This is a genomic window from Micromonospora sp. CNZ296, assembly GCF_007827635.1.
Map to the genome: position 1 here is coordinate 41,787 of NZ_VISW01000012.1, position 26,339 is coordinate 68,125.

Annotated in this window: 22 protein-coding genes; 10 read left to right on the top strand and 12 right to left on the bottom strand. The window is 73.3% G+C overall.

Annotated features, from left to right (window positions below; genetic code table 11):
* Positions 1–40: 40 nt before the first annotated feature.
* Together FB455_RS20290 and FB455_RS20295 are read right to left on the bottom strand one after the other, a co-directional pair.
* Complete coding sequence (locus FB455_RS20290) at positions 41–607, bottom strand: hypothetical protein (protein ID WP_145754601.1); 567 nt, start codon at positions 605–607, stop codon at positions 41–43.
* Between the two features lie 147 nt (positions 608–754).
* Complete coding sequence (locus tag FB455_RS20295; protein ID WP_145754603.1) at positions 755–2,143, bottom strand: cellulase family glycosylhydrolase; 1,389 nt, start codon at positions 2,141–2,143, stop codon at positions 755–757.
* Between the two features lie 307 nt (positions 2,144–2,450).
* On the opposite strand from FB455_RS20295, the gene FB455_RS20300 reads away from it, so the two are divergent.
* Entirely contained in the window at positions 2,451–3,413 is a 963-nt protein-coding gene (locus tag FB455_RS20300) for a TIGR03557 family F420-dependent LLM class oxidoreductase (RefSeq protein WP_013284900.1), read from the top strand.
* Positions 3,414–3,613: 200 nt separating this feature from the next.
* Positions 3,614–4,267 carry a GAP family protein gene (locus tag FB455_RS20305; RefSeq protein WP_071096147.1) on the top strand — a complete coding sequence of 218 codons (654 nt, stop codon included), beginning with the start codon at positions 3,614–3,616 and terminating at the stop codon, positions 4,265–4,267.
* Here the strand turns inward: FB455_RS20305 and FB455_RS20310 are convergent.
* The 6 genes from FB455_RS20310 to FB455_RS20335 all read right to left on the bottom strand — a co-directional run bounded on the left by FB455_RS20310 (position 4,254) and on the right by FB455_RS20335 (position 9,528).
* Positions 4,254–5,051: an endonuclease/exonuclease/phosphatase family protein gene (locus FB455_RS20310; RefSeq protein ID WP_047893575.1), complete on the bottom strand. Its 798-nt coding sequence runs from the start codon at positions 5,049–5,051 to the stop codon at positions 4,254–4,256. The genes FB455_RS20305 and FB455_RS20310 overlap by 14 nt on opposite strands.
* Before the next feature lie 4 nt (positions 5,052–5,055).
* Complete coding sequence (locus FB455_RS20315) at positions 5,056–6,546, bottom strand: phosphatase PAP2 family protein (protein WP_123111185.1); 1,491 nt, start codon at positions 6,544–6,546, stop codon at positions 5,056–5,058.
* Between the two features lie 77 nt (positions 6,547–6,623).
* The gene (locus FB455_RS20320) at positions 6,624–7,625 is read right to left on the bottom strand and encodes a YihY/virulence factor BrkB family protein (RefSeq protein ID WP_013284895.1); all 1,002 of its coding nucleotides are present in this window, start codon (positions 7,623–7,625) and stop codon (positions 6,624–6,626) included.
* Positions 7,618–8,625: a diacylglycerol/lipid kinase family protein gene (locus FB455_RS20325; RefSeq protein WP_013474571.1), complete on the bottom strand. Its 1,008-nt coding sequence runs from the start codon at positions 8,623–8,625 to the stop codon at positions 7,618–7,620. Before FB455_RS20325 ends, FB455_RS20320 begins: the two co-directional genes overlap by 8 nt.
* A gap of 91 nt (positions 8,626–8,716) precedes the next feature.
* Positions 8,717–9,292 (bottom strand): Clp protease N-terminal domain-containing protein, encoded by a 576-nt coding sequence (locus FB455_RS20330; protein WP_013474570.1) that lies wholly within the window; start codon positions 9,290–9,292, stop codon positions 8,717–8,719.
* A complete protein-coding gene (locus FB455_RS20335; protein WP_030275209.1) occupies positions 9,292–9,528 on the bottom strand; it encodes an HTH domain-containing protein in 237 nt (78 codons plus the stop codon). Before FB455_RS20335 ends, FB455_RS20330 begins: the two co-directional genes overlap by 1 nt.
* Before the next feature lie 98 nt (positions 9,529–9,626).
* Between FB455_RS20335 and FB455_RS20340 the strand changes: the two genes are divergently transcribed.
* The 4 genes from FB455_RS20340 to FB455_RS20355 all read left to right on the top strand — a co-directional run bounded on the left by FB455_RS20340 (position 9,627) and on the right by FB455_RS20355 (position 14,734).
* The gene (locus FB455_RS20340; protein ID WP_013284891.1) at positions 9,627–10,427 is read left to right on the top strand and encodes a PP2C family protein-serine/threonine phosphatase; all 801 of its coding nucleotides are present in this window, start codon (positions 9,627–9,629) and stop codon (positions 10,425–10,427) included.
* An 83-nt stretch (positions 10,428–10,510) separates the two neighbouring features.
* The gene (locus FB455_RS20345; RefSeq protein WP_013474567.1) at positions 10,511–11,341 is read left to right on the top strand and encodes a universal stress protein; all 831 of its coding nucleotides are present in this window, start codon (positions 10,511–10,513) and stop codon (positions 11,339–11,341) included.
* Between the two features lie 127 nt (positions 11,342–11,468).
* Positions 11,469–13,871 (top strand): phosphoketolase family protein, encoded by a 2,403-nt coding sequence (locus FB455_RS20350; protein WP_013474566.1) that lies wholly within the window; start codon positions 11,469–11,471, stop codon positions 13,869–13,871.
* Positions 13,868–14,734 (top strand): universal stress protein, encoded by an 867-nt coding sequence (locus FB455_RS20355; protein ID WP_036311903.1) that lies wholly within the window; start codon positions 13,868–13,870, stop codon positions 14,732–14,734. Before FB455_RS20350 ends, FB455_RS20355 begins: the two co-directional genes overlap by 4 nt.
* A 1-nt stretch (position 14,735) precedes the next feature.
* Here the strand turns inward: FB455_RS20355 and FB455_RS20360 are convergent, their stop codons facing one another.
* On the bottom strand, positions 14,736–17,084 hold the full coding sequence (locus FB455_RS20360; protein ID WP_013284887.1) for a heavy metal translocating P-type ATPase: 2,349 nt from the start codon (positions 17,082–17,084) through the stop codon (positions 14,736–14,738).
* 166 nt (positions 17,085–17,250) lie between these two features.
* On the opposite strand from FB455_RS20360, the gene FB455_RS20365 reads away from it, so the two are divergent.
* The gene (locus FB455_RS20365; protein WP_013284886.1) at positions 17,251–18,261 is read left to right on the top strand and encodes an Acg family FMN-binding oxidoreductase; all 1,011 of its coding nucleotides are present in this window, start codon (positions 17,251–17,253) and stop codon (positions 18,259–18,261) included.
* A gap of 93 nt (positions 18,262–18,354) precedes the next feature.
* Entirely contained in the window at positions 18,355–20,022 is a 1,668-nt protein-coding gene (locus FB455_RS20370) for a sensor histidine kinase (RefSeq protein ID WP_174361775.1), read from the top strand.
* Positions 20,023–20,028: 6 nt separating this feature from the next.
* Here FB455_RS20370 and FB455_RS20375 read toward each other — a convergent pair whose 3' ends face one another.
* Positions 20,029–20,667 carry a response regulator gene (locus FB455_RS20375; RefSeq protein ID WP_013284884.1) on the bottom strand — a complete coding sequence of 213 codons (639 nt, stop codon included), beginning with the start codon at positions 20,665–20,667 and terminating at the stop codon, positions 20,029–20,031.
* A gap of 187 nt (positions 20,668–20,854) precedes the next feature.
* Here FB455_RS20375 and FB455_RS20380 point away from each other — a divergent pair, with 187 nt between their 5' ends.
* The gene (locus FB455_RS20380; RefSeq protein ID WP_013284883.1) at positions 20,855–21,829 is read left to right on the top strand and encodes an Acg family FMN-binding oxidoreductase; all 975 of its coding nucleotides are present in this window, start codon (positions 20,855–20,857) and stop codon (positions 21,827–21,829) included.
* A 49-nt stretch (positions 21,830–21,878) separates the two neighbouring features.
* Here the strand turns inward: FB455_RS20380 and FB455_RS20385 are convergent, their stop codons facing one another.
* Positions 21,879–22,880, bottom strand: coding sequence for an NAD-dependent epimerase/dehydratase family protein (locus FB455_RS20385; protein ID WP_030275203.1), 1,002 nt, complete (start codon positions 22,878–22,880; stop codon positions 21,879–21,881).
* Between the two features lie 1,037 nt (positions 22,881–23,917).
* Between FB455_RS20385 and FB455_RS20390 the strand changes: the two genes are divergently transcribed.
* Entirely contained in the window at positions 23,918–24,490 is a 573-nt protein-coding gene (locus FB455_RS20390; protein ID WP_114919770.1) for a hypothetical protein, read from the top strand.
* Positions 24,491–24,565: 75 nt separating this feature from the next.
* Here the strand turns inward: FB455_RS20390 and FB455_RS20395 are convergent, their stop codons facing one another.
* On the bottom strand, positions 24,566–26,212 hold the full coding sequence (locus tag FB455_RS20395) for a PKD domain-containing protein (protein WP_186466426.1): 1,647 nt from the start codon (positions 26,210–26,212) through the stop codon (positions 24,566–24,568).
* Positions 26,213–26,339: the final 127 nt, after the last annotated feature.

A 26,339-nucleotide genomic window follows, 5' to 3' on the forward strand; every position in this document is an offset into this window, starting at 1 on the left:
GCCACGTTCCTCCCGACGGCGATCAGCGGTCCGGCCGTCCTCAGGCGGCGGCGCGACGGACGGTGTCCCGCAGGGCCAGGGCCACTGCGGCGAACAGGGCCGCGCCGCACCCCACACCGGAGATCAGGCCGACGGTGCCGGCGCCCGCGCCGAGCGCGTGGGCGAGGAACCCGGCCAGGCCGAGCGCTGTCATCACGGCGCCCAGCCAGTGGTAGAGCGGCATCCGCCAGACGTGGGCGAGGCCGAAGAAGTGCACGCCGACGACCACCGCCACCCAGGCGACGGCCACGGCGGGGCGGTCCAGCACGTTGTTGATCACGGACAGGCCACCGAAGAGCGCGACCGCCTCCAGCGCCACCACCAGCCAGTAGCGGCGGTCCATGAACCCGGCGGCCTCCCGCTGCGGGGCGGGCGTCTCCCGGCCGGCCACCCGGAACAGCGTGACCAGGAGCAGCGCGGCCACCAGCAGGCCGGCCACGCGCACCACGAGCGGCCAGGGCGCGGGCAGGCCACCGCTGTTGACCAGCACGAACACGGTGCCGAACGAGACGGCCACGAGCGAGCCGATCACCAGCCCCGACGGTCGCCCCCTGGTCCCCGTGCTCATGACGTCGCCTCCGGTCCCTCGCGCTCGCGCCTCGACCCGCGATCAAGGGCGTGGCGTCTGTACCCGCGCCCGGACGCGGCACAAACCCCTTGATCACTATGCCGGAGAGCGGTGGCCGGGCCCGCGCGGGCCCGGCCACCCGGTGAATCAGCTCGCGGTGCAGGTGACCGCGGGAGTGGAGTTGGTGCCGGTCCAGCTGCCGATGAAGCCGAAGCTGGTGCTCGCGCCGGCGCCGAGGCGGCCGTTGTAGTCGACGTTGCGGGCGGTGTACGCCGACCCGCTGTTGCTGACGCTGGCGTTCCACGCCTGGGTGACGGACTGGCCGTTGGCGAACGTCCAGCGGACCGTCCAGCCGGTGATCGCCGCGGCTCCGGCGGTCACCTTGACCTCGCCCTGGAAGCCGCCCTGCCACGAGTTCGCGACGGTGTAGGTGGCGGTGCAGCCACCGGACGGCGGGGGCGTGGTGGTCGGCGGCGGGGTCGGGCTGGGGCTGCTCGTCGGCGTCGGGCTGGTGGTCGGGCTGCCGGTGGGGCTGGCGGTCGGGGTGCTGCCGGCGTACACCGACGCCTCGCGGGACGTGGCGGCGATGCCGTTGGCGCCGTTGAAGATCCGCTGACCCCAGCTGGTGAGCTGGGCCGGGTTGAACGCGGTGGTCATGTCCAGGTACTCCACGCCGCCGCCGTTGCCGCTCCACGACCAGCCGAGGTAGCCGATGCCGTTGGCCTGGGCGTACGCCATGATGGCGTCCTCGTCCGGGTTGCCGTCGGAGTGGTTGAAGCCGAACTCGCCGACCACGATGGGCAGCCCGGCGGTACGGAACCGGCCCAGGTAGTCGCTGATCTCGGCGGCGGTGTCGAACACGCCGTACATGTGGATGGAGAAGACGGTGTTGCGCTGCGGGTCGGCGGCGAACACGGTGCCGGCGTTGTCGCGCATAGTGAACGTCCAGTCCTGGCCCCAGTTCGGCGCGTCCACCATGATCGTGTGGGTCAGGCCGGCGGCGCGCAGCCGCTTGATCGCGTTCGACGTGTCGGTGGTCCAGGCGCTGTAGCCCTGGTTGCCGAACGGCTCGTTGCCGATGTTGACGATGACGTACTTCTCCTGGCCCTTGAGCACGTCGGCGATGCTCAGCCAGTAGTCGGTGGCCTTCGCCAGCGTGGTGGCGGCACCGTCCTCGCCGTACCCGGTGGTGTCGTGCACCTCCAGCACGCAGATCATCCGGTTGGCCTTGCACAGCGAGATCACGTTCGCCACGTCGGCGGCGCTGTTCTTCGTCCAGCGGTCGCCGCTGGACAGGACGACCCGGACGGTGTTCGCGCCGAGCGCCTTGATGTTGGCGAAGGAGCTGGTCTGCTGCGGGTACCAGGTGTGCGCGTGGTTGACCCCGCGCATCACGAACTCGACGCCGTTGGCGTCGTAGAGCCGCCCGTTGGAGACGGAGAACCCGGTGGCGGCGTGGGCCGGCTGCCCGAGGGCGAAGACGGCGGCGAGGGCCGTCAGCAGGGCGGCGCCCGCGACGGAGAGCAGTTTCTTCATGGCTGTCCTCAGGGGAAGGTCTCCCCCGTGCCCGAGCGGGGGTGCGGTGACGGTGACGAGGTGGTGGCGACTGAGCCCGGTAGTCGCCGCCCGGTTCCCGAACGGACGCAGGCATCAGCGTAGGGCGATGGAAGGCATTAGGCAACCGGTTAAGCGGGGCAAGCCGGGAGGCGGCGAGGTGCGACCGCGGCAATTCGACTGAACCGGTTAAGAAGCCGGGGCACGTCAACCGGGGAAGCGGACAGCAGGGTTGACCCCCGCCGGGCGGGGTATCCGGGGACGATCCGCCCCGGGAAGGAGACGTGCCATGGTCAACGTCGGTTACACCCTCATGTGCGAGCAGGCCGGCCCGAAACAACTGGTCGACCACGCCGTACGCGCCGAGGCCGCCGGCTTCGACCATCTGGTCATGTCCGACCACTACTACCCCTGGCTGGAGTCCCAGGGCCACTCCCCGTACGCCTGGTCGGTGCTCGGCGCGGTCGCCCACGCCACCAGCCGGGCCGAGCTGATGTCGTTCGTGACCTGCCCGATCCGGCGGTACCACCCGGCGGTGGTGGCGCAGAAGGCCAGCACCATCGGGGTGCTCTCGGACGGACGGTTCACGCTCGGTCTCGGCGCCGGGGAGAACCTCAACGAGCACGTGGTGGGCGGGTGGCCGCACGTGCAGCAGCGGCACGAGATGTTCGAGGAGGCGCTGCAGATCATCCGGCCACTGCTCAACGGCGAGACGCTGACGTTCTCCGGCAACCACTTCGACGTGCCCGACGCGTACGTCTGGGACCGGCCGGAGCGGCCGGTGCCGATGGCGGTGGCCGCGTCCGGGCGGCAGTCGGCCACGCTGGCCGCCGAGTACGCCGACGCCATGATCGCCACCGACCCGCTGTCCCACCTGATCGACATGTACGAGGAGGCGGGCGGCGCGGGCCGCCCCCGCTACGGGCAGGTCGCCATCTGCTACGGCCCGGACGAGGACGAGTGCCGCAAGATCGTGCACGACCAGTTCCGCTGGTTCGGTCTGGGCTGGAAGGTCAACGCCGACCTGCCCGGCCCGGAGTCGTTCGAGGCGGCCACCCGGTTCGTCCGGGAGGAGGACGTGGCCGAGGGCATCTCCTGCGGCCCGGACACCGACCGGCACGTCGAGGCGTTCAAGAAGTTCGTCGACGCCGGCTTCACCCACGTCGCGCTGGTCCAGGTGGGCGGCGACACCCAGCCGATGTTCCTCGACTGGGCCCAGGAGGAACTGCTGCCCCGGCTGCGCGAGCTGTGACCGCCGCACCGCTACCTCCCCCGCTGAGGAGTTGACGCCATGCGTATCGGGAACACCGAGATCCGGCCCGCCGGGGGCGGGCTCGGCTGCCTGCTGATGATCCTCTTCTCGATCGTCGCCTCGGTGGTGCTCACAGTGCTGCTCAACCTGGTCCTGTAGAACCCGGCCCGGCGCGCGCGACGGCGACACCAGAATGGGGCATGCCCCTGCTGACCGCGCTGCCGCTGGCGCTGGAGATGGTCGCCGGGTCGAAGCTCGTCAGCGCCGTCGTCCTCGCCTCCGGCCGCCACCCGCGGCGCAGCTCGGCGGCCTTCCTGAGCGGTGTGGCGGTCGGCGTCCTCGGGCCGCTGACGCTCTGGTACGCGGCGTTCCGGGTGGTGCGGCACACCGCCGTGCACGGCATCGGGGCAGGCGGCAGCCGGCGGCTCATCGACTGGATCGTGCTGGGCCTGCTGGCGGTCCTCATGGTGGTCACGTTCCGCAGGCGGCGGCGCGACCGGCCGTCCGGGTGGCTGCGCCGGTTGCAGGACCCCCGGCCCGCGTACGCCTTCGGTCTGGGGCTGGTGCTCGCCGTCGCCGTACCGAGCGACGAGCTGGTCATGGCGTCGGTCGCGGGAAGCATGGCCGGGCACGGCCGCCCGTGGTGGCATCTCCTGCCGTTCGTCGCGCTCACCGTGCTGCTGCTGGCCCTGCCGCTGCTCACGCTGCTGCTGTCCGGCGAGCGCGCGGAGCGTCTGCTGCCCGCTTTCCGCTCCTGGACCGACAGGCACTCCTGGCTGGTCAGCGAGACGGTCATCCTGATCTTCGCGGCCTTCGTGGTGGCCGACCTGGCGGGGTCGTTCAGCCGGCCGTGAGGTCCACCTCGGCCAGCACCGGATAGTGGTCCGAGGCCGAGTCGGCGTCACCGTCGCGGACCACCCGCACCGCTCGTACCCGGTCGGCCAGCGCCGGAGTGGCGAGCAGGTAGTCCAGCCGCATCCCGGCGAACTCGGCACCGCCGTGCCGGGTCGGCACGGTCAGGCCGCCGGGTTCGTCGCCGCCGGACCGCGGCCACAGATCGACCAGACCGGCGTCGAGCAGCCGGGCCACCGCGCGGGTGTCCACGGTACGGCCGTCGCGGCGCAGGTGCCGCCGCCGGTACGGCGTGGCCAGCCCGGCCAGCCGGGCGGTGTGGTCGGCTGTGGGCTCCAGCGTGTTCAGGTCCCCGGCGAGCAGGGCCAGCGCTCCCCCGGTGCGCCGGAGCGCGGCGGCCAGCCAGTCCGCCTCCATCCGCCGCCGCCCGCCCGAGTAGGGGTTCAGGTGCGTGCTGAACACGGTGAGCGGTCCCGCGCCGGTGGCGACCTGCACCCGGGCGGCGGCGTGGTGGAACGGGCGGCGGACCCGGCCGGCGCGCAGCACCCGCAGCGGCGGGCGGACCAGCACCGCCACCGGCTGGCCGAAACAGGACCGGGCCAGGTACGGCGTCATCCCCAGCCGCCCGGCCAGGCCGCCCAGCGTGGCGTCCATGCCGCGCAGTTCCTGCAGGGCCAGCACGTCGGGGCGCTGGGCGGTGACGACCGAGACGATCCGGTCCCGGCGGTCGGTGCCGTCGCCGTCCCGCCCGCCGGTCCGGATGTTCCAGGTCATCACCCGCAGCATCGGCTCAGTCCGGCCGCGCGGCCTTGGCCAGCTCGTCGTCCAGCTCGTCGACCTGTTCGGACTCGATCGCCGGCCGGTTGCCCTCGTACACGTCGGCGTTGGGCCGGATCACCCAGTACAGCAACGACAGCCAGAGCGCGCCGAGCAGGATCGCGCCCATGAAGTCGGTCGGGTGGTGCATGCCCCGGTACATCCGGGAGGTGGCCACGCCGACCGGCATCAGCACCGCCAGGCCCACGAACAGCCACCGCCACCACCTGTCGGTACGCGGGAACACGATGACCGCCATGGCCACCCAGAGGCAGATGGTCGCCGCGATGTGCCCGGAGGGGAACGACGAGGTGGGCATCTGCCCGTCCAGGTTCTCCACCGGCGGACGGGGGCGGTCCACCACCCGGGCGCTGGCCAGGAACAGGCTCAGCTCGCCGAACATCGCCAGCACCACGTACAGCACCGGCCGCCACCGCCGCCACACGGCCAGCACGATCGGGCAGAACACCAGCGACACCAGCAGGATCGCGTGGGTGTCGCCGAACTTGCTCCACCACCAGCTCAGCTCCGTGAGCGCGTCGGTGTGCCGCTCGGCGAACCAGCGCGGCACCTCGGTGTCGAGCGAGTCGAAGAACGTGCCCTTGGCGTGGTAGCTGACGAACATGCCGAACGCGTAGAGCACCCCGAAGACGAGCACCCAGCCGACCAGCAGCTCGGCGATCGCCGAGCGCGGGTGCTCCAGCACCTTCTCCTCGTCCGGCGCGAGCGCCAGGTCCTCGCCCGCCTCCGGCTCCAGGCCCTCGCGCAGCGGCGGCACCGGCCGGCCGCGCTCGCGCCGCCACAGCCGGAAGGCGTACGCGGTGACGCCCAGCCAGGCCGCGCCGAGCAGCCAGCCGCCGATCACGTCCGACACGAAGTGCACGCCCAGCGCGATCCGGGTCAGCCCGACCAGGAAGATCAGCAGGGCGGCGATGCCGATGGCGGGCTTGCGCCAGCGCGGCGACATGGCCGGCAGGAACACCAGCAGCAGCGCCCCGTACGCGACGAACGAGCCGAGCGCGTGACCACTGGGGAAGCTGTTGCCCGGTGCGCTGGCGATCGGCACGTCCACCACCGGGCGCAGCCGCCCGACCAGCGCCTTGAGCGACGGGTCGAGGATCAGCCCGCCGGCGCCGGTGACGATCAGGTAGACCGCCAGCCGGGACTGGCGGCGGATCAGCAGGCCCACCACCGCGATGGTGACCAGCCAGATCAGCACCGGCCGCCCGCCCAGGTCGGTGATCGCCTGGAGCACTGTGACCAGCGGGCCGTGCGGGGCCACGAGGTTGTTGAACCACTCGGCCGTCTCGTGGTCGGCGTGGTAGAGCGGGCTCCACCGGAACCGGACCAGCATGAGCAGCACGCCGAACCCGACTCCCGCGCCGGCCACGGCGAGCAGACCCGCGAGGCTCCGCTCCGCGAAATGGCTGAGCGGCCGGCTCCCGGCTTCCTTGACCGCGGTCACACCGCACCTCCCTCGTTCTTCTGCGAGGCGCGCTGTACCCGATCGGCGTGTTCCGTACACGCCGGACCGGCGTGGCGTCAGAGCGAGGTCATCTCACCGGTGTCGAACAGCTCCGCCCGCTGCGCCTCCGGCTCCCACAGGTCCGGCTGGGCGGGCTCCTCCACCCCGATGCGCATCGCTTCGAGCTGCGCGGCGAACGCCAGCCCGCCGAACAGCGCGATCCCGGTGAGGTTGGCCCAGAGCAACAGGGCCATCATGCCGGTCAGCGCGCCGTAGGTCTGGCCGAATCCGCCGCTGTACTTCACGTAGGCGGCGAGCAGCAGGCTGGCCAGCCACCAGATCGCGATGGCGATGGACGCGCCGAAGAAGAGCCAGGACAGGCCGGGCTGGCGGCGTCGCGGGGCGTGCCGGAACAGCACCGCGACGGCCAGCACGGTGAGGCCGAGGCTCAGCGGCCAGCGGATCACGTCCCACCCGGCCATGGCGACGTCGCCCCACTCGTAGTGCCGCCGTACCGACTCGCCCATCGCCCGGCCGCCGACCAGGATCAGGAAGCCCGCAAGCGCGGGTACGCCGGCGACCACCGCGAGGACCGCGGCGCGCAGGTACTTCGCCAGCGCCGGGCGGTCCCGCTCGACGCCGTAGATCCGGTTGGCGCCCCGCTCGATCTGCGCCATCGTGGTGGTCAGCGCGACCAGCCCGGTGAGCAGACCGAGGGTCAGCGCCAGCTCGCCAGCGTCCTCGGTGCGCTCGCTGTCGGTCAGCAGGTCCTGCACCATCGCTTCGCTCTGGCCGGGCGTGATGGCCAGCACCGTGTCGGCGACGACCTTGCCGCCCTCGTCCACACCCAGGTCGGTGATCAGGCCGGTGAGCGCGATCAGGAACGGCACCACGGCCAGGCAGAGCTGCAACGCCAGCGCCCGCGAGTGGCTGAACCCGTCGCCGTAGCGGAACCGGATGAACGCGTCCCGCAGCAGGCACCAGCCGCCGTGCCGGCGCAGTGTGTGCCAGGCGTCGTCGGCGGACAGCTGGTCCTCGGTCATCAGCCGGGTCTCGGGGACCAGCTTCGTGCTACTCACGGCGGGCCTCCTCGACCAGGTGCTCACCGCGCTCGCCGACCGCGTCGGCGTCCACCGCCAGGTCGGGATGCTCCTGCGGGCGCGGTACGCAGAGCCAGAGCGACTCGGGGCGGATGGTGGCCTTCAGCGACCGGCCCGGCTCGATCAGGTCGCCGTCCAGCTGCCGGGGCTGCGCCCGGGTGCTGGTGATCTCGACCGAGCGGGCCCGGAACACCTCCATCCCCGGCACCCTGTCGCGGCGGCGCAGCACCGCCCAGCCCATGGCGAGCCAGTGGCGCAGCGTACGCGGCGTCAGCACCGCCACATCGAGCCAGCCGTCGTCCGGTTCGGCCTCGGTGAGCAGGCGTACCCCGCCCTGGAGACGCCCGACGTTGGCGACCAGGACCGAGCGGGCCCGGCGGCGCAGCGGCGGCTTGCCGTCGATGCGCACCGAGACCCGCATCGGCCGGTCGCGCAGGTGGCGGGCGGCGCCCACCACGTACGCGGGCCAGCCGATCCGCTTCTTCGTGGTCTCCGAGGTGGAGTCGAGCATCTGGGCGTCGAAGCCCATTCCGGCCATCACCGCGAAGCACTTGTCGCCGACCACGCCGACGTCGAGGCGGCGCATCCCGCGCTCGACGGCGACCTCCAGCCCGGCGGCCAGGTCACCGGAGAGGCCCAGGTTGGCGGCCAGCAGGTTGCCGGTGCCCTGGGGCAGCACCGCGAGCGCCACGTCGGTGCCGGCCAGCGCGGTCACGCAGGCCATCACCGTGCCGTCGCCGCCGCAGGCGAAGACGACCTCCGCGCCCGCCTTCACGGCCTGTTCCGCCTGCCCGCGGCCCGGGTCCTCGACCGTCGTCTCGTACCAGGTCGGGGCCGGCCACCCGGCGGCGGCGAGCGCGCCGTCCACGGTGCGGCGGAACTCGTCCAGGTCGGCCACCTTCACCGGGTTGACCACCACTGCCGAGCGCGGGGTGCGGTTCTCCGCGTTCACCGGGCGCTTGTCGTCTGCACCGTCCACGGCGTCAGTGTGCAGGACACGGGGCGTGACGGCGACCCGGCGGAGCGGGACGTTGCGAGAACCGCAAACAGGTTTGAAAACCGGGTGCGGGTCAGGCCGCCTCGCGCAGCGCCGCGTCGACGCGCCGCCGCAGGTCGTCGATGTCCACCCCGGCCTCGGTGAGCACCACGGCGGCCGGGCCGCCGCCCTCGCGCAGCAGGCCGAGCAGGATGTGTTCGGTGCCGATGTGCCGGTGGCGCAGCCGCAGCGCCTCGCGCAGCGACAGCTCCAGCACCTTCTTGGCGCGGGGCGAGAACGTGCCGTGGTGCGACCCGCGACGCCACCACCGGCGCGGGCGCGGGGTCGCCTCGCGCAGCGCGTCGGGGCCGAAGGACTCCTCGATCCGGGCCACTATCGCGGCGAGGTCGATGCCGATCTCGCGCAGCGCCGCGGCGTCCGCGGCGCCGAGACCGTCCACGCCCTGGGCGGTGTGGCGGGCCACCGCGGCGCGCAGAACCTCGGCGTCGACGCCGCCGGCCGCGAGCAGCCGTACCGCCAGGCTGTCGCGGTCGGCGAGCACGCCCAGCAGCAGGTGCTCGGTGCCGACCGGCCGCCGCCCCTCGGCGCGGGCCTCGTCGAGCGCGTGGTGCACCACGGCACGGGCCCGGTCGGTGAATCGTTCGAACATCACGCCTCCCAGCTCTCGCGCACCGCCGGCCGCCCGGCGTGCTTCTTGTGGACCGCCTGCCGGCTGACCTCGAGGGCGTCGGCGATCTCCTGCCACGACCAGCCCTGTCGCCGGGCGTTGTCGACCTGGATCACCTCGAGCCGTTCGAGCAGCCGGCGCAGGGCGAGCACCGCGCGCAGGCCGACCTTGGGGTCGGTGCTGCCGGCCGCCGCCGCGAGTTCCGTCGCTTGACTCATGCTGTCAATGTAGGTTGACAACACCTCTCGCGTCAACCCTGGTTGACAGGCGACCCGGCCTGCCGCTGTCCGGCCCGTCCCGGTGTTACGGTCCGCTGGTGTTCCGCCGCCGCCCGCTGGACCGGCCGGTCGAGTCCGCGCGCCGGCTCACCGCCGGCCGCCTCACCCTGGAGATCGCCGGCGGCAGCGTGGTCGGGCACCGCTACCCGGAGAACTACGACGTGCTGCACGTCGACCCCGAGCTGCCGCTCGCGGTGATCTGCGACGGGATGGGCGACGGCGAGGGCAGCCGGGTGGCGGGCACGACAGCGGCCCGGACGTTCACCGCGCGGGTCCGCGCCGGCTGGCCCGCCGTCGGCGCCGCGGCGCTGCGGGCCGCCGTGGCCGAGACCCAACGGCGGGTACGCCAGGCCGGCGCCGCGCAGTCCGGCCTGACCGGGTGCACGCTCACCGCGCTCGTGGTCGAGCCGGACGGCGAGCAGGGCTGGCTGGTGCAGCTCGGCGACTCGCGGGCGTACCGGCTGCGCGACGGTCTGCTGGAGCTGGTCACCGTCGACCACACCATGGCCTGGCTCGGCCTGCTGCACGGCTGGTGGCCGGCCGACTCGCCGGAGGCGGCGCGGGCGCGCTACCAGCTGCTGCGCTACGTCGGCCACCCGGACCGGCCCGAGCCGGACCTGCTCGCCGTGCCGCTGCGCCGGGGCGACACCTGGCTGCTGTGCACCGACGGGATCAGCGACCAGCTCGGCTACCACCGGCTGCGCGACCTGCTCTCCGCGCGGCGCGACCCGGCGCGCACCGCCGAGGCCCTGCTCGCCGCCAGCCTGGACGAGGGCGGCGAGGACAACGCCACAGCCGTCGTGCTGCGCGTCCACCCGGCGCTGCCCGCCCCGCGCTGACCGCCAGTTCCGCCGACCCGCTCCGGCGCACCCGGTCCCACGACTACGGTGGGTGAAAAGCAGGGGTCGGGAGGTGAGCCGGGGTGGCCGCACCCAGCCACGGCGCGGTGGTGGTCGGAGTCAGCCGGTCCGAGGCCGATCTGACGGTGGTCCGCACGGCCGCCGCCGAGGCCGCCGCCCACGACCGGCCGCTGCACCTGCTGCACGCGTTCAACTGGGCCGCGACGCCCGGCCCGGCCCCGGCCGGCGGCACCCGCACGGACGCGGAGAACGTGCTGGAGCACGCCGGACAGGTCGTCGCCGAGTGCGCGCCGGAGGTGCCCGTCAGCGGCCGGATCGTCGAGGGCTCGCCGGTCGAGGCGCTGCTGCGGGTCGCCGACACCGCATTCATGATCGCGCTCGGTGACGGGGGCATGTCCGCCCACCCGGACCGCGTGCCGGCCGACACGCCGGCAGTGGACGTGGCCGCCCGGGCGGGTTGCCCGGTGCTGGTCGGGCGCACCCAGCCGGCGCCGCCCGGGCCGCTGCTCGTCGGCTTCGACGGATCGCCCAGCTCGCAGGCCGCCCTCGCGTACGCCTTCGACTGCGCGCAGCACCGCGGCGCCCGTCTGCTCGCCGTCCGGGTGATCGAGCCGGAGTCCGGCGACCGCGACGACGGGCGGCTGGAGGAGGCGGTCACCCGGCAGGCCCGGCGGTATCCCCGGGTCACCGCCGGCTGCGAGACCGTCCACGGTGAGCCGAGGTCCGTCCTGCTCGACCGGTCCCGCGCCGCGCAGCTCGCGGTGGTGGCCGCCTGGGGAGACGGGCCGGTAGGGTCCACTCTGGGCGCGGTCAGCCAGTCCCTGCTCTACCACTCGCCGGCCCCGCTGATCGTCGTACGGGGCATCCCCGCGGACGCCGGGGACGGGTCATGACGCCCGCGCGAGGCGGGACCTACGGCCCTGACCGGCGACCCCCGATGGGACGAGGCTGGACGCGCCGGGGAAGAAAATGTGGTCCCCGAGTGGCAGCCGACCCCGAGCCACGAGAGGCTAAGGCAGCATGGACACCGCGGTGAACCTGCACAGCCCCCTGACCGAAGACGAGTTGCGCCGGCTGGACGCCTACTGGCGTGCGGCGAACTACCTGACCGTCGGCCAGATCTATCTGCTCGACAATCCGCTGCTGCGCGAACCGCTCAAGCCCGAGCACGTCAAGCCGCGCCTGCTGGGCCACTGGGGCACCAGCCCCGGGCTCAACCTGCTCTACACGCACCTCAACCGGGTCATCGTGAACCGGGACCTGTCCGCCATCTTCGTCACCGGCCCCGGCCACGGCGGCCCGGCGCTGGTGGCGAACACCTGGCTGGAGGGCACCTACAGCGAGCTGTACCACCACATCCCCCGGGACGAGACCGGCATGCAGCGGCTGTTCCGGCAGTTCTCCTTCCCGGGCGGCATCCCGAGCCACGTGGCGCCGGAGGTGCCGGGTTCGATCCACGAGGGCGGCGAGTTGGGGTACGCGCTGAGCCACGCGTACGGCGCCGCGTTCGACAACCCGGACCTGCTGGTGGCCTGCGTGATCGGCGACGGCGAGGCGGAGACCGGTCCGCTGGCCGGAAGCTGGCTGTCGAACGTGTTCCTCAACCCGGCCCGCGACGGCGCGGTGCTGCCGATCCTGCACCTCAACGGCTACAAGATCGCCAACCCGACGGTGCTGGACCGGATCCCCCGCGAGGACCTGCGGGACATGATGCGCGGCTTCGGCTACGAGCCGTACGTGGTCGAGGGCGACGACCCGGCGACGGTGCACCAGCTGCTGGCCGCCACGCTCGACCGGGCGGTCGACGAGATCACCGCGATCCAGCGCCGGGCCCGCTCCGGCGAGCACGTCGAGCGTCCCCGCTGGCCGATGATCGTCCTGCGGACGCCGAAGGGCTGGACCGGGCCGTCCCGGGTCGACGGCAAGCAGGTCGAGGGCACGTTCCGCGCCCACCAGGTGCCGATCTCCGAGGTGCGGGACAACCCGGCGCACCTGGCCGAGCTGGAGCGCTGGCTGCGCAGCTACCGGCCGGAGGAGCTGTTCGACGCCACCGGCGGCCCGGTCGCCGAGGTGGCCGACCTGCCGCCCACAGGTGACCACCGGATGAGCGCCAACCCGGTCGCCAACGGCGGCAGGCTGCTGCGCAACCTGGAGCTGCCGGACTTCCGCGACTACGCGGTCGACGTACCGACGCCGGGTGAGCCGATGGCCGGCGCGACAGGTGTGCTCGGGCCCTGGGTCCGGGACGTGATCGCCCGCAACCCGGAGACGTTCCGCCTGTTCGGCCCGGACGAGGTCGCCTCGAACCGGCTCGGCGCGGCGTTCGAGGTGACCGACCGCGCGTTCGTGGGCGCCGAGGTGCCCGGCGACGACCACCTCTCCCCCGACGGCCGGGTGATGGAGGTGCTCTCCGAGCACCTGTGCCAGGGCTGGCTGGAGGGCTACCTGCTGACCGGCCGGCACGGCATCTTCACCAGCTACGAGGCGTTCATCCACATCGTCGACTCGATGGTCAACCAGCACGCCAAGTGGCTGAAGGTGACCCGGAACATCCCCTGGCGGGAGCCGGTGGCGTCGCTGAACTACCTGCTGTCCAGCCACGTGTGGCGCCAGGACCACAACGGCTTCTCGCACCAGGATCCGGGCTTCATCGACCACGTGGTGAACAAGAAGGCCGAGGTGGTCCGGGTCTACCTGCCGCCGGACGGCAACACGCTGCTGTCCACGATGGATCACTGCCTGCGCAGCCGGCAGTACATCAACGTGGTGGTGGCCGGCAAGCAGCCCGCGCCGAACTGGCTGACCATGGACGAGGCGATCCAGCACTGCCGCCGCGGCCTGGGCATCTGGGACTGGGCCAGCAGCGACGACGGCACCGAGCCGGACGTGGTGCTCGCCTGCGCCGGTGACGTGCCGACGCTGGAGACGCTCGCCGCCGTCGACCTGCTGCGCCGGCACCTGCCGGACCTGAAGGTGCGGGTCGTCAACGTGGTCGACCTGATGCGCCTGCAACCGCCGTCGGAGCACCCGCACGGCCTGCCGGACAACGAGTTCGACACCATCTTCACCCGCGACAAGCCGGTGATCTTCGCGTACCACGGGTACCCGTGGCTGATCCACCGGCTCACCTACCGCCGGACCAACCACGAGAACCTGCACGTGCGCGGTTACAAGGAGGAGGGCACCACCACGACGCCGTTCGACATGGTGATGCTCAACGACCTGGACCGCTTCCACCTGGTCATCGACGTGATCGACCGGGTGCCGGGGCTGCGGTCGCGCGCCGCGCACCTGCGCCAGGACATGGTGGACGCCCGCCAGGCCTGCCGCGACTACACCCGCCGCTACGGCGAGGACGACCCCCGGGTCGCCGAGTGGCGCTGGATCCGCGAGAACGATCCGGCCGTGAGGAGTGGGGAATGAGCGGCGAGGAGATCCTGGTCGGCTACGACGGGTCCGCCGACGCGGCGGTCGCCCTGAACTGGGCGCTGGACGAGGCGGGCCGGTCGGGTCGGCCGGTACGCCTGGCGTACGTCTTCGAGTGGCTGACAGTGACCGGCTGGATCGGTCCCGGCGTGGCGCCGGGGGTGTGGCCGGACGAGGCCGCCCGGCAGCAGGTCGACGAACTGGTCCGCAAGGCGGCGGCGGACGCCGCCGCCGAGCGGCCGGGCCTGACCGTGCACGGCGAGGTGTTCGACGGCCCGCCCGCGCTGGTGCTCCAGGAGCGGTCCGCCGACGCCGGGATGCTGGTGCTCGGCAGCCGGGGCCACGGCGGCTTCGGCGGGCTGCTCGCCGGTTCCACGGCGGTCTCGGTCGCCGCGCACGCCCACTGCCCGGTGGTGGTGGTCCGCGACGGCCAGGCCGCCACGTCCGGGCCGGTGGTGGTCGGCTCGGACGGCTCGGAGTCGGCGCTGCGGGCGCTCGGCTTCGCCGTCGAGCGGGCCGCGCAGCGGGACGTGCCGCTGCGGGTGCTACGGGCCTGGGAGCCGCCGGGCGACCGGTGGGTGCCGCCGGACTTCGACCCGGAGCAGGTCGCCGCGAGCGAACGGGCCGCCGCCGAGGCGGAGCTGGCGCCGTGGCAGGAGAGCTTCCCCGACGTGCCGGTCGAGATCGAGGCGGTCCCCGGCAGCGCGTCCGCGCTGCTGGTGGAGGCGAGCCGGTCGGCGCAACTCGTGGTGGTCGGCAGCCGGGGCCGGGGCGGCCTGCGCGGCATGCTGCTCGGCTCGGTCAGCCAGCAACTCATCCAGCACTCGCACTGCCCCGTGGCTGTGGTACGCGAGCGCTGACTCAGCGGCCGGGCGCGGTGGAGCCCTCCTCCGGGTTGAGCGAGAAGTAGTCCTCCTCCTCCTGGGCCAGATGCAGGCGCAGCACCGCGTCCAGGCCGTAGAGCGCGGCCAGCAGATCGGGCACCTCGTCACGGCGCAGCCGGCCGTCCGGCTGCGCCGTGAGGTGCCCGCCGATCCGCTCCACCAGCCGCACGATCTCCACGTGCGCCCGGCTCATCGTGGAGGTCGCCTCGTCGCTGCCGAGCGGCCCGGCCAGCGCCGGGTAGAGCTGCCGGTCCTCGGCCGCCTCGTGCGGCAGCACCTCGTCGACCAGGCGCCGGTGCACCTCGCGCAGCGCCGGCAGGCACGCCGGATCGTCCGGGCGGGTCGCCACCATGTCGGCGGTGTCCCGCAGCCGGGCCAGCACGTCGCGCACGCCGCCGTGCTCGCCCGCGTACCGGTCGAGCAGCTCGCGTGTGTGCGCCGGCAGGTCCCGCCGCCGCAGGCCGCCGCCGAGCGCGCGCAACGCGTTGAGGATCACCAGGACGTCGATGCCCTCCTGGAGGAACGCGCCGGCCACCGGGGGCAGCCGGCCCGCCGCGGCCACCAGCATCGCCAGCACCGCCAGCCCCATCCCGACGGTGGCGCTCTGCACCGCGATGCGGCGGGCGTACCGGGCGATCTCGACGGCGTCGGCGAGCCGGTCCAGCCGGTCCACGGTGAGCACCGCGTCGGCCACGTCCGCCGAGGCGGTCGCCCCGGTCGCGCCCATCGCCACGCCGACGTGCGCCTCGGCCAGCGCGGGCGCGTCGTTCACGCCGTCGCCGACCATCACAGTCACCGCGCGCGCCGACTCCTGGCGTACCCGATCGGCCTTCTCCTGCGGCGAGCACCGCGCGATCACGTCGTCCACGCCCACGATCTGCGCCACCTGCCGGGCCGTGCCCGGGCGGTCGCCGGTCACCATGACCAGGCGCTCCAGGCCCGCCTCGCGCAGCCGCCGCACGGTCCGCCGGGCGTCCGGGCGGACCGGGTCCTCCAGCAGGATCGCACCGAGCGGCCCGTGGTCGTCGCTGACCCAGACCGCGGAACGCCCGGCCCGTTCGGCGCGTTCACCGAGCCGGCCCGCCCACTCCGGCGGTTCCCCGGCGAGCTGACCGACGTGCACCATCCGCCCGTCGACGCGGCCGCTCACCCCGTGCCCCGGCTCCTCGGTGACCTGCGTCGGCTCGGCCAGCGGCAGCCCCCGCTCGCGGGCCTGCCGCACCAGCGCGGCGGCCAGCACGTGCGGGGAGAGCTGCTCGACCGAGGCGGCCAGCCGCAGCACCTCGTCGCGGTCGCCGCCCGGCGCCACCACCACCTCGGCCGCCCGGGGCCGCCCGGCGGTGAGCGTGCCGGTCTTGTCGAGCAGGAGGGTACGGGCGCGGCCGAGCTGTTCCAGCGACCCGCCGTCGCGGACCAGGACGCCGCGCCGGGCCACCCGGGACAGCCCTGAGACCACGGCGATCGGGGTCGCCAGCAGCAGCGGGCACGGGGTGGCCACCACCAGCACCGCCACCGCCCTGGTGAACTCGCCGGACAGCAGCCACGCCAGCCCGGCCAGCACCAGCGTGAACGGTACGAACGCGGCGGCGTACCGGTCGGCCAGCCGTACCATCGGGGCCTTGCGGGCGGTGGCCTCGCCGGCCAGGCGGACGATGCCGGCGTAGGTGCTCTCCGCCGCGTTGCGGCGGGCCCGCAGCCCGAAGCCGGCGCCCGCGTTGACGACGCCGCTGGCCACCTCCTCCCCGGCCGCGCGGGTGACCAGCTGCGACTCGCCTGTGACCACCGACTCGTCCAGCGTCGCGGACTCCTCGACCACGCCGTCCACAGGCACCACGTCGCCCGGTCCGACCACCAGCCGGTCCCCCACCGCGACGCGGTCCAGCGGCACCACCTCGATCCCACCGTCCGGGGTGCGCCGGCGCGCCTGCCGGGGCGCGCGTTCCAGCAGCGCCCGCAGGTCACGGGTGGCGCGGCGCTGGGCGTACTCCTCCAGCGCCCGCCCGGTGGCGACCATCACCGCGATCACCGCACCGGCCAGGAACTCCCGCACCAGCAGCGCGCCGAGCAGCGCCAGCACCGCGATGACGTCCACCCCGAACTGCCGCAGCCACAGCTGGCGCAGCGTCGTCCAGGCCGCCGGCACCAGGGCCACCACCGTGACCGCCGCCCAGACCAGCCGGGCGGCGTCGTGCGCGCCGGCGAACCACAGCGCCGCGCCGGCCAGCACGGCCACTGTGAGCAGCACCAGCGGCGCCCACTCGGCCCAGGCCCACCGCCGGGCGCGGGCCGGCTGCTCGGGTACGCACTCGCGTGGTTCGGTTCCCACGTGTGGATCGTCTCAGCCCGGACGTGGGGCGGGCGGGGCGACCCGGGTAATCCGGGGGCGAAGGACCCCTGCGGGGGCGGCCGGGCATGCCCGAGGATGGAGCGGCATCCCCACCCGGGCGTCCCGGGCGTGGGGCACGATGGGGAAAACAGGAAAGGTCGTGACGATGAGCCACGAGACGCCGGCCGGCGATCGCCCGTTGACCACCGCGCTCGCGGAGGCCGCCGGAATGGCCGGCCACGCCCCCTCGGTGCACAACACGCAGCCGTGGCACTGGACGGTCCTGCCCGACGCGCTGGAGCTGCGGGTGGTCCGCGAACGGCACCTCAGCGCCATGGACCCGGAAGGGCACCTGCTGGTGGTGAGCTGCGGCGCCGCGCTGCACCACGCCCGGGTGGCGCTGGCCGCCGAGGGCTGGACCCCGGTGGTGGAACGGCTGCCCGACCCGAAGGAACCCGACCTGCTGGCCCGGCTCACCAGCCTCGAGCACACCGGCGCCGACCCCGACGCCATGCGCGTCGTGCAGTGCATGCAGGTGCGGCACACCGACCGGCGGCCGGTCAGCGACGAGCCGATCCCCACCGCCGCGCTGAACGACATCGACCGGGCCGCCACGCTGGAGGGGGTGAACCTGCAACTGCTCGACGACACCCAGAAGATCCAGCTCGCCAGCGCCGCCCAGCAGGCCGCCGCCGTCGAGGCCGACAGCCCGGACCTGCGCGAGGAACTGGCGTACTGGATCAGCCGGGCCGGCACCGGCACCGGGCTGCCGCCGGAGGTGCTGCCCGACCAGGCCCCGCAGACGACCGTTCCGGCCCGCGACTTCGGCCGCGCCGGCTCGCTGCCGATCGGACCCGGCCACGACAAGGCCGCCGTCTACGGGATCCTGTGGGGCTCCGACGACGAGACGATGAGCTGGCTGCGCGCCGGCGAGGCGCTCTCCGCCGCCTGGCTCACCGCCACCCGGCACGGGGTGTCGCTGGTGCCGCTGTCCGGTGTGGTGGAGGTCGAGAGCACCCGCGAGGTGCTGCGGCAGATGCTCTCCGGCCTGGGGTTCCCGTACATCAGCATGCGGCTCGGCCTGGCCGACCCGACGCACGCCGGCCCCCCGCACACGCCCCGGCTGGACGTCGCGCAGACAGTCGACACCTCGGCGGTCCGCGACCGTCTCGCCTGACCGGTCTCGATCACGGCGGCCACCGGGCGATACCATCGCCGGGTGGCCGCCGCACCCCAGTCCCGGCACGAGCACCTCACACCGTCGCTCGGGCTGACCCCGCTGTCCCGCGTCCGCCTGGACGAACTGCTCCAGGAGATGCTCGACCGCGTCGGCGAGGTGGTGACCAGCCGCGAGCGGCTCCGGGCACTGCTGGACGCGGTCGTCGGCATCGGGTCCGACCTCGACCTGCGCAGCACGCTGCAACGGATCGTGCAGTCGGCGTGCGAGCTGGCCGGTGCCCGCTACGGCGCGCTCGGCGTGATCGGGCCCGACCGGATGCTGCACGACTTCATCGTCCACGGCATCAGCCCCGAGCTGCACGCGAAGATCGGCGAGCTGCCGCACGGGCGGGGCGTGCTCGGCCTGCTCATCGACGACCCGAAGCCGGTCCGCATGCCGGACATCACCAAGCACCCCAACTCGTACGGCTTCCCGCCGAACCACCCGCCGATGCACAGCTTCCTCGGCGTTCCGGTGCGCATCCGCGACCACGTCTGGGGCAACCTCTACCTGGCCGAGAAGCAGGGCGCGGCCGAGTTCACCGAGGACGACGAGGAGATCGTGGTGGCGCTGGCCGCCGCGGCCGGCGTGGCGATCGAGAACGCCCGCCTCTACGCGCTGGCGCACCGGCGGGAACGCTGGCTGGCGGCCGCCGCGGAGATCACCTCGGTGCTGCTCGGTGAGGTACGCCGTACCGACGCGCTGACGCTCGTGGCGCGCCGCGCCCGTGAGGTCGCCGAAGCCGAACTGGCCCTGGTGCTGCTCTACGACGAGGACGAGGCGCAGTTCACCGTCGAGGTCGTCGACGGCGCCGACCCGGTCACCCGGGAACTGGTCGGCGCGGTGCTGCCGGCCGCCGAGACCAGCTTCGCCGCGTCCGTCACGCAGAGCCGCCACGACCAGGTCGAGGACCTCGCCGCCGCGGCGCCCTGGCCCCGGCCGGTGGTCGCCGGGCCCGCCGTGGTGTCCCCGCTCGCCGCCGCGGACACGCTGCACGGTGTCCTGGTGATCGGCTACCGGCCCGACCACGGGCCCGCCGCCGACGACGACCTCGCGCTGCTCGCCAGCTTCGCCGGGCAGGCCGCGCTCGCCATGGAACGCGCCCGCGGCCAGGAGGAGCGGGAACTGCTGGTGGTCCTGGAGGACCGCGAACGCATCGCCCGTGACCTGCACGACGTGGTGATCCAGCGGCTGTTCGCCACCGGCCTGCAACTGCAGAGCGGCGCGATGAACGCCCGCCCCGAGGCCGCCAAGCGGATCAACCAGGCCGTCGACGACCTCGACGCCACCATCCGCGACATCCGCCGCACCATCTTCGAGCTGCGCACCCCGATGAGCGCGGCGCTGCGCACCGAGATCCGCGAGGCGATCGAGGTGGCCGCCGAGTCGCTCGGCTACCGCCCCGAGCTGGAACTGATCGGCCCGATCGACAGCGCCGTCCCGGACGACCTGCGCCCCGAACTCACCGCCGTGCTGCGCGAGGCGCTCTCCAACGCGGTACGCCACGCGCAGGCCGACCGGGTGTCGGTGCGCGTCCGCGTCGACTCCGGCCGCGTCGAGATCACCGTCACCGACGACGGCGTCGGCTGCGACCCGGAGGCGGCCCGCAGCGGCCTGGTCAACCTGCGGGAACGGGCCGAGCGGCTGGGCGGCGAGTTCTCACTGCGCCGGGCCGAGCCGCGCGGCACCGAGGTGCGCTGGAGCGTCCCGCTCGACTGACAGCTGTCAGGTGTTCTTGCCGAGCAGCCGGGTGGCCAGCACCGCCGCCTGGGTACGCCGCTCCAGCCCGAGCTTGGCGAGCACGCTGGAGACGTAGTTCTTCACCGTCTTCTCGGCCAGGAACATCTTCCCGGCGATCTCCCGGTTGGTGAGCCCCTCCGCCACGTACTCCAGGATCCGCCGCTCCTGCTCGGTGAGCGACTTCAGCTCCCGCGGCTGCTCCACGCCGCTGCGGATGCGCTCCAGCACACGGGTGGTGATCGCCGGGTCGAGCAGCGACTGCCCGGCCGCCACCCGGCGGACCGCGTCCACCAGGTCGGTGCCGCGGATCTGCTTGAGCACGTACCCGGCGGCGCCCGCCATGATCGCCGCGAACAGCGCCTCGTCGTCCTCGTACGAGGTGAGGATCAGCCCCTTGATCGAGGAGTCCACCGCGCGGACGTCCCGGCACACGTCGATGCCGTTGCCGTCGGGCAGCCTGGCGTCGAGGATCGCCACGTCGGGGCGCAGCGCCGGGATGCGACGCGCCGCCTCCTGGGCCAGGCCGGACTCGCCGACCACCTCGATGTCGCCGCTGCTCTGGAGCAGGTCGGCAAGGCCACGACGGACGACCTCGTGGTCGTCGAGCAGGAACACCCGGATCATCAGTCCTTTCTACCCGCTTTCCCGCCCTCGTAGCACGGGTCGAAAGTCCCGTCCTGCCCGCGCCGGCCGGGACCGACGGCCGGGCCCAGGTGGGGACCTCCGGCCCTGCTCACCGCGCCGCCCCCTGACGCACCGTAGTGGTGTACCCGGCCGGGGGAGCCGGCGCCGCACGAGAGGGAGCACCACCATGACGACCGAATACACCGCCGAGCAACTGCGGGCCGCGGTCGCCGACGCGGTCCGGGCCCCGTCACTGCACAACACCCAGCCGTGGCGGTTCCGGCTCGTCGACGGCGGCATCGAGGTGTCCGTCGACCCGCTGCGCGGCCTGCCCGCCACCGACCCGACCGGCTGGGGCGCGCGCATCGCCGCCGGTGCGGCCCTGTTCAACCTGCGCCTGGCGCTCGCCGTGGCGGGCACCCCGGCCACGGTACGGCTGCGCCCGTACCCCGCCGACCCGGACGTCGTGGCCCGGCTGGTGCCGGACGTGCCGCGCCGTCCCACCCCGGTCGAGCAGAGCCTGTACGGGGCGATCGGCCACCGGTTCAGCAACCGCGCGCCGTTCTGGCCCGACCCGGTGCCGGCCGAGGCCCGCTGGCGGCTCGGCGAGGCGGCCCGCGCCGAACAGTGCTGGCTGGAACTCGTGATCGGTACCAGCGCCGTCAACGCGGTCGCCGAGGTCGCCCGCAGCGCCCACCGCGTGCTGGAACGCGACCCCGCGTACGTGGCCGAACGGGCCGAGTGGATCCGCTCCGAGCCGGCCCCCGACGGCGTGCCCTCCGGCGCCGGCGGACCGCAGAGCGAACCGCAGGACCTGCTGCCCCAGCGCGGCTTCGGCGGACGCAACCGCGCCCCCGGCCGCGACTTCGAGCCGGAGCCGCTGGTCGCGGTGCTCGGCTCGGCCGGCAACACCTCGGCCGACCAGATCCTGGCCGGGCAGGCGCTGCAACGCGTACTGCTCACCGCCACCGACGCCGGGCTGAGCGTGTCGATGCTGTCCCAGCCGATCGAGGTGCCCGCCGCACGCGAGGCGCTGCGGATGTCGCTGGGCCGATTCGGCACCCCGCAGATGGTGATGCGGATCGGGTACGGCCAGCCGGGCCGCGCCACCCCGCGTCGCCCGGTCGAGGAGGTGCTCGACCTGCCGGTCGTGCCGGCCTGACCCGTACCCTCCGCAGGTCAGGCCGGGAGCGCGGCCCTGCCTCTCGGGGTCAGGCCGGGAGCGCGGCCAGCAGGGCGGCCTCCCGCTCCGGCGCCAGGCCGACCGGTGCGCGCGCCGGCCGCCCCGCCCGGTCCGGCACGCGCCCCACCTCGCGCAGCCACCGCCAGGTGTCGGCGACCGTCTCGGTCACCGGCCGGCAGACCAGCCCCGCCGCGTACGCGCGTTCCACGTCCCGCTCCTGCAACCACCGGTACTCGTGCCCGCGCGGAATCCACACCGGCAGGTCGTTCCACGGCTCCACCCCGGCCGCCAGGATCGGCTCCGGCGCCGTCCACCGCAGCGTCGCGTCCGACCCGGTCACCGCCACCGCCGCGTCGAGCAGGTCACCCATCGTCGCGTGCCCGGTGCGACCCACCACGTTGTACGCCCCGCCGACGCCCTCGGCGCCCCGGTCCAGCAGCCAGGTCGCCAGGTCCCGGACGTCCACGTACTGGATGGGCAGGTCACGCGGCCCCGGCGCCAGCACGTCCCCGCCCCGGGCGACCCGGTTCAGCCACCACGGCAGCCGCCCGATGTCCTCCCCCGGCCCCAGGATCAGCCCGGCGCGCGCCAGCAGCGCCCGGTCGCCGAACACCCGCGTCGCGGCGAGTTCCCCGCCGGCCTTGTTCGCCGGGTAGTCACCGTCGTCTCCGTCCGCGTCGGCCGGCACTGTGGGCGCCTCCTCGCCGCTGCCGGGCGCGACGGGTGGCGCGTACACCGATCCGCTGGACACGTAGACGTAGTGCGGCACCGCGTCGGCGAGCGCCAGCGCGGCGTCCCGTACCGCGCGGGGCGCGCCGTCCCAGGTGTCCACCACCAGGTCCCACTCGCCGCCGGTGAGCGCGGCCAGCCCGTCCGGCGCGGTCCGGTCGCCCCGCAACCGGTGTACGCCGTCCGGCACCCGCCCGTGCACACCCCGGTTGAACACGGTCACCTGCCAGTCGCGGCGTACCGCCTCGGCCACGACCGCACCGCCGACAAAGCCCGTACCGCCAAGCATCAGGAGTCGCATAGGTCCCAGCCTGCCGCCCAGCACCACCCGGCAGGCACCAAGTTCACAGTCAGCAGATCTGCCAACGGCAGAACCCGACCTCCCGTCCCTCCCCGGGCCCCGCCGCCCTCGTCCGCACCGGACATGACCCGCCGATCTTGGAGTTGTGGCACCTCGCGAACCGCGCTTACCGGGCATTAAAGGCGCCACAACTCCAAGATCGACGGTGATGGGCGAGGGCGCAAAAGACTCCGGACAGCACCGGGCACGAACCTTCTCCCGAGCAGCCCGCGATCTTGCACTTTCGTACCCCGCAAACCTCGCGAATAGGGCACCTGAAGGGCTCGAACTGCAAGATCGCGCGGGTGATCACCGGCGCTTCGCTCCCGCCCCCGGCCAGCCCTGCCCGGACGCGTCGATCATGAGGTTGACGGCATTCCGTGTCCGGTTTGTCGCCGCTAACTTCATGATCGACGGGGCGGAGGGCCTGCGGTTGTGGCCGGTGCAGGGGGTGCGGCGGGTGCAGGGGGCGGTACGGCGGGCTGGGTGTGCTGGTGGGAGGTTCCGGGGGTGCATCGCGGGTGCGGGGCGCGGGAGTGTCGTGCCGGTGTGGGCGGGGGTGTCCGGTTCGGGGGTGGTGGGTGGCACTCTGGGAGTGGAATCGCTGGCGGGTGGGTGGCGTTGTAACCGGGTGAACGACCGAGCAAGGCTCGCCCCGCGAGTGGGGTGGCAATCTGCAAGGCCTCGGGAATCACCCCGGGCCGCTGGTCGTTGAGTACGGTTCCGGCGACGTGAGCCGCGGGGAATCATCCTGGCCGGCTGGTCGTTGAACACGGTTCCGACGACGTGAACCCCCGCGCCTGCTCTGCGGTGGCGTATGGCGCGCCCCCGGGAATGATGGCGGGTGGCGGGTCGTTGAACATGCTTCCGGCGCCGCGACAAGGTACCCCCTGCCCTCGCGAGCAGCCGGATCCCCCAAGACTTTTTTGAGCGCCTGACGGTGCCCACGCATCCCCGTCCCCCGCGGGGTGCGTCGACCCCCGAATGGAGCACTTCTGATGAACACGATTCTGCGTAAGAGCATTCTGGGTGTTGCTGGTCTGGCTTTCACCGGTGGCGTGTTCGCCGGTCCGGTGGCTGCGCACGCGGCGGACACCACCCACACCAAGCCGGTTGCGGTGACGGTGCAGGGTGACAAGCTGATCCCGCATGGTGTGCAGGGTGAGCAGTCGCGTATCGACCTGAACGACGAGCAGACTGCCAATGTGAAGGCGATCATTGCGGCGACGAAGAAGGCCGGTATGGACGAGCGTGCCGCGGTCGTGTCGATCGCTACGGCGTTGCAGGAGTCGAAGCTGGAGAACCTCGGCCACCTCGGTGACCGTAACGATCATGACTCGCAGGGCCTGTTCCAGCAGCGCCCGTCCAGTGGTTGGGGAACGGTGGAGCAGATCACCGACCCGGAGTACTCCACGACGGCGTTCCTAAAGGGTCTGAAGCAGGTCGACGGCTGGCAGGACATGCCGCTGACCAAGGCCGCCCAGACCGTCCAGGTGTCGGCCTACCCGGACCACTACGCCCAGTGGGAGCAGCAGGCCGCCGACCTCGTCGCCCAGCACTGGAACAGCTGAGAGAACAAGTGAGACCAAGCTGAAGGCCGGCACCCCGAACCAACGGGGTGCCGGCCTTTTCGCGTACCCGATGGGTCAGGCCGGGGGCAGGACGAACGTCCACGTGGTGGTGGTCGTGCTGGCCGCGGCGCCCGTGGCGGTGAGTCCGCCGTAGCTGCCGGTCGGCACGCTGCTCGCCGAGTCGGCGAGCAGGCCGGTCACCCGGCCGCCGCCGGTCTGCGAGGTGTTGCTGCGCACCGCCACGCCGGACGGCGGGGTGAGCGCGGTGGAGGTGCTGTCGCCGTGCAGCCAGTACGACACGGCCCAGCTCTGCGCGGCGGTCACCGGCGCGTAGGGGGTGATCCGGGTGGCGGTGCTCGCCGGGTCGGTGGCCCTGGCGAAGACCGGCCCTCCCGGTGCCACCCCCCGGTACGCGGCCAGCACCAGGTTGCCCTTAGCCTGGCTGTCCAGTGTCACCCGGACCGCAGTGCCGGCGTCACCCGCGCTCGCGGTCTTCCACCAGGCGGTGGTGGTGGCGAAGCCACCGTCGAGGCGGTCGAGCCTGGTCCAGCCGGTCACCCCGGTCGGCTCACCGGTGCCGGTGTGCGTGTTCTGGCTGAGCACGAGCAGCAGCATGTCACCGGCCTGCACGCCCGCCGGGACGGTGACCGTGTGACTGGTCCAGTTGGCGTTCGCGGTGGCCTGGCCGACGAACGAGATCCGCTCCGGTACGGGCGCCACCGTCACGTCGACTGTCGCGGTGCCGGTGGCGCCCCGGTCGTCGGTGACGGTGAGCGTGACCGGGTAGGTGCCGGCAGCCGCGTACGTGTGCGACGTGGTCGGTACGGAGGCGGTGCCCGTGGTGTCACCGTCGCCGAAGGCCCAGCTGTGGTCCTGGATCGCGCCGTCGGCGTCGGTGGAGGCCGCGCCGGAGAACGTGCACACCAGCCCGGAGCAGGTGGGTGTCAGCGCTGCCACCGGCGCCTGGTTGGCCGGGCCGCCCGATCCCTTCAGGATCTTCACGTAGTCGATGTCGCCGGCGAAGTAGTCGCAGGTGACCTTCGTACCGTCGCACTGGCTCTTGCCACCCACGGACAGCGGCCAGGTGTTGGCGATGGTGCCGGTCGGCCCGTTGAGGCGGCTGGTCCGCACGCCGTCGACGTACATCTCCACGTACGCGGAGGTGCGGTTGCAGGTGACCGTGTGCCACTGGCCGTCGGAGATCGGCACGTCCGTGTAGCCGGTCCGGGAGGCGCCGTCCGCGCCCCGGAACAGGCACTTCGGCTTACCGTTCGGGGCCTCGAACTTCCAGTAGCCGCCGGCCGTGTTGCCCTGTCCCTTCTGGAGGATGTTCCCGAAGGAGTACGTGGTCCGGTAGCGGATGGTCACCGAGAAGTCCCCGGCGTCCGGGTTGAAGTCGGTGCTGTGCGGCACCAGGTCGACGTGGCCCGGGACGTACTCCTTGTCGGTGGGCAGGTGGGTGGCGAAGCGGTGGCCGGTCGCCCCGGCGTAGAGCGCGCCGGTGACCACCTCGCCGCCGATCGTGCCGTGGCGGCCGTTGCCGCTGTAGTCGGTCAGCACCGTCGACGATGTCGGCTCGTCCATGCTGAAGAACGCCACCGTCCGTGTCGCGGTGGCCTGCGCGGGCGCGGCCGAGACCGTCACCCCGGCAGCCGCGACGACAGTCGCCACCCCTAACCGGGCGGCCGTCCGCCGCCACCGTCCCCGCTCGATCATGTGCATGTGACCGCCTCCCTGCGTATCGGGCATCACAGTGACACGCGTGGTGGCAACGGCTGAATAACCCGCACGGTGGAGCCGGGTGACCGATGTGGCCGGTACGAACCGTCCGAGGGGATACGTCCGCCGA

Bases quoted from the DNA above. Each gene is read 5' to 3' on its own strand.
- FB455_RS20395 (WP_186466426.1), bottom strand. From the start codon at position 26,212: ATGCACATGATCGAGCGGGGACGGTGGCGGCGGACGGCCGCCCGGTTA.
- FB455_RS20375 (WP_013284884.1), bottom strand. From the start codon at position 20,667: ATGATCCGGGTGTTCCTGCTCGACGACCACGAGGTCGTCCGTCGTGGC.
- FB455_RS20300 (WP_013284900.1), top strand. From the start codon at position 2,451: ATGGTCAACGTCGGTTACACCCTCATGTGCGAGCAGGCCGGCCCGAAA.
- FB455_RS20355 (WP_036311903.1), top strand. From the start codon at position 13,868: ATGAGCGGCGAGGAGATCCTGGTCGGCTACGACGGGTCCGCCGACGCG.
- FB455_RS20290 (WP_145754601.1), bottom strand. From the start codon at position 607: ATGAGCACGGGGACCAGGGGGCGACCGTCGGGGCTGGTGATCGGCTCG.
- FB455_RS20385 (WP_030275203.1), bottom strand. From the start codon at position 22,880: ATGCGACTCCTGATGCTTGGCGGTACGGGCTTTGTCGGCGGTGCGGTC.
- FB455_RS20295 (WP_145754603.1), bottom strand. From the start codon at position 2,143: ATGAAGAAACTGCTCTCCGTCGCGGGCGCCGCCCTGCTGACGGCCCTC.
- FB455_RS20335 (WP_030275209.1), bottom strand. From the start codon at position 9,528: ATGAGTCAAGCGACGGAACTCGCGGCGGCGGCCGGCAGCACCGACCCC.
- FB455_RS20350 (WP_013474566.1), top strand. From the start codon at position 11,469: ATGGACACCGCGGTGAACCTGCACAGCCCCCTGACCGAAGACGAGTTG.
- FB455_RS20310 (WP_047893575.1), bottom strand. From the start codon at position 5,051: ATGCTGCGGGTGATGACCTGGAACATCCGGACCGGCGGGCGGGACGGC.
- FB455_RS20330 (WP_013474570.1), bottom strand. From the start codon at position 9,292: ATGTTCGAACGATTCACCGACCGGGCCCGTGCCGTGGTGCACCACGCG.
- FB455_RS20305 (WP_071096147.1), top strand. From the start codon at position 3,614: ATGCCCCTGCTGACCGCGCTGCCGCTGGCGCTGGAGATGGTCGCCGGG.
- FB455_RS20390 (WP_114919770.1), top strand. From the start codon at position 23,918: ATGAACACGATTCTGCGTAAGAGCATTCTGGGTGTTGCTGGTCTGGCT.
- FB455_RS20365 (WP_013284886.1), top strand. From the start codon at position 17,251: ATGAGCCACGAGACGCCGGCCGGCGATCGCCCGTTGACCACCGCGCTC.
- FB455_RS20380 (WP_013284883.1), top strand. From the start codon at position 20,855: ATGACGACCGAATACACCGCCGAGCAACTGCGGGCCGCGGTCGCCGAC.